At 61.3% G+C, this 2,607-nt stretch carries 2 protein-coding genes; both read left to right on the top strand.

What is annotated here, in order from left to right; translation table 11 throughout:
* A partial coding sequence (locus QZ638_RS23190; protein ID WP_295815113.1) for a tetratricopeptide repeat protein occupies positions 1-1,161 on the top strand: 1,161 nt, incomplete at its 5' end.
* A 100-nt stretch (positions 1,162-1,261) separates the two neighbouring features.
* Positions 1,262-2,188: a glycine--tRNA ligase subunit alpha gene (locus tag QZ638_RS23185; RefSeq protein ID WP_295815115.1), complete on the top strand. Its 927-nt coding sequence runs from the start codon at positions 1,262-1,264 to the stop codon at positions 2,186-2,188.
* Positions 2,189-2,607: the final 419 nt, after the last annotated feature.

Below are 2,607 nucleotides of genomic sequence, written 5' to 3'. Positions count from 1 at the left end.
GGCGGCGAGCCGTTCGTAAAACTCTATCTGAACTACGCCCTGGCGCTGAGCCCGGACAATGACGACATCCTGATCCAGCTTGCATCGCTGGCCGAACAGCAAAGCGAACCGGAAAAGGCCATTGCCTTCTACGAGCGGATCGAGCCGGATTCGCCCTGGCGCCGTTTGGCGGAACTCCAGACGGGTCTCAACCTTGCCGATCTCGACCGGCACGACGAGGCGCAGACTTATCTCAACGCCGCCATCGAGAAAGACCCGAACGACATCCGCGCCTATCTGTCGCTCGGTCGCGTCTACGCGGTGCAGAAGGATTATCGCTCGGCTGCCGAGGTCTACGATCGTGCAGTGGAGCGCATCGAGAAGCCCGATCGCGAGGACTGGAGCATCTTCTACCAGCGCGGCATCGCCTATGAGCGGCTGAAGGAATGGGAAAAGGCGGAGCCGAATTTCTTCAAGGCGCTGGAGCTTTATCCCGACCAGCCGCAAGTTCTCAATTATCTGGGCTATTCCTGGGTCGACATGAACATGAAGCTGGAAGAGGGAATGGAGCTTATCGGCCGCGCGGTCGAGCTGCGTCCCAATGACGGCTACATTGTCGATTCGCTCGGCTGGGCGCATTACCGGCTCGGCCGCTACGAGGAAGCTTCCAAGGAGCTCGAGCGGGCGGTGTCGCTTCGTCCCGAGGATCCGGTTCTGAACGACCATCTGGGCGATGCGTACTGGCGCACGGGCCGCAAACTGGAAGCCACCTATCAGTGGGCGCATGCGCGCGATCTCGATCCCGAGCCCGATCTCTTGGCCGAGGTGGAAAAGAAGCTCAAGGAGGGTCTGCCCGAGGAAGAGCCGAAGCGCGTCGCCGAGGTTTCTCCGACGGATGAGGTGATTTCAGACGAGACAGGTGCGCCCGGGACCGTGCCCGCCCCCGAGGCGGAAGAAACCGAGGAAGAGCCGAAAAGCGAGGCGAAAGCTGCCGAGACGCCACAGAAAGCTGCCGTCGGCGATGCGATGTACACCATCAAGTCCGGCGAGACACTGTGGTCCATTGCGGTCGATCAGCTTGGCGATGGAGAGCGTTTTCGCGAGATTCTGGCGATCAATCCCGCCCTCAAGCGCAATCCCGACCTCTTGAGGGCCGGCCAGGAAATCCGGCTGCCGGACTGAGTTGATGTCCTGCGCGCCTTGACGCTTGCCGGGGCGCGGAATAGGACGTGCCGGCATCATCCGGAGAAGCATTGTGAACGCGCCCAGCACCGATCTGCCCATCACGCATCCCACGCGCTCGTTTCAGGGGCTTATCCTGACCCTGCACAATTACTGGGCTTCGCATGGCTGCGTGATCCTGCAGCCCTATGACATGGAAGTGGGTGCGGGCACGTTTCACCCGGCGACAACGCTGCGCTCGCTCGGGCCGAAGCCATGGAACGCGGCCTATGTGCAGCCCTCGCGCCGGCCGAGCGACGGCCGCTATGGCGAAAACCCGAACAGGTTGCAGCACTATTACCAGTATCAGGTGATCCTGAAGCCGAACCCGTCCAACCTGCAGGAGCTTTATCTCGGCTCGCTGGAGGCCATCGGCCTCGACATGGCGACGCACGATGTGCGTTTCGTTGAAGACGACTGGGAAAGCCCGACCCTCGGTGCCTGGGGCCTTGGTTGGGAATGCTGGTGCGACGGCATGGAAGTGTCGCAGTTCACCTATTTCCAACAGGTCTGCGGCATTGAATGCGCGCCTGTCGCCGGCGAGCTGACCTACGGTCTGGAGCGGCTTGCCATGTATGTGCAGGGCGTCGACAATGTGTACGACCTGAACTTCAACGGCCTCGAAGGCGACGCCAAGGTGACTTATGGCGACGTGTTTTTACAGGCCGAACAGGAATATTCGCGCTTCAATTTCGAGTATGCCGATACCGACATCCTGTTTCAGCATTTCAAGGATGCAGAGGCCGAATGCCGCGCGATCCTTGCGGCCGGCGCCCCGACGGATGAAGGCCACCTGCACAAATGCGTGTTTCCGGCTTACGACCAGTGCATCAAGGCAAGCCATGTCTTCAACCTGCTCGATGCACGCGGCGTGATCTCCGTCACCGAGCGGCAGAGCTATATCCTGCGGGTGCGAGAGCTTGCAAAAGCCTGCGGCGAGGCTTTTCTCAAAACCGATGCCGGCGGCGCGGAAAAAGCCGCGGCCTGATCGGTCAGAGCCGCAAGGGCGGGCATATCCGGTTTCTGTGCCGAGAGTGTCTGCAGTGCCCTGCGTATGCCGCAGGGCCGTTCGCCGGTGCCCGGCATGGCCTGGATGGTCAGGCAGGCGCCGAGCGCGATGGAATGCAACAGTGTGGTGGCGGTCATCATTGTCTTCGTCCGGGGGCTTCGTTCAGGCAGTGGCCTGATACCGGTCAGTCGCATCGGGCGACGAAAAGGTTCATTCGCGGGTTGTGGCGGGTGACATTGGCGGGCGGAGTTGCTATTGCCGCAGCCGACACAGTCCGCTTTTCAGAGACCTCCCAATGCCCGATCTTCTTCTCGAACTCCGCTCCGAGGAAATTCCCGCCCGCTTTCAGCGCCGCGCGGCCGAGGACCTCCAGAAAGCTGTCACCAATGCGTTGGTTG

Source organism: uncultured Nitratireductor sp. (assembly GCF_913053745.1).
GTDB lineage: Bacteria > Pseudomonadota > Alphaproteobacteria > Rhizobiales > Rhizobiaceae > Nitratireductor.
Note: the sequence above shows the minus strand (reverse complement) of the source record. Positions and strands in the feature narration are given on the sequence as shown.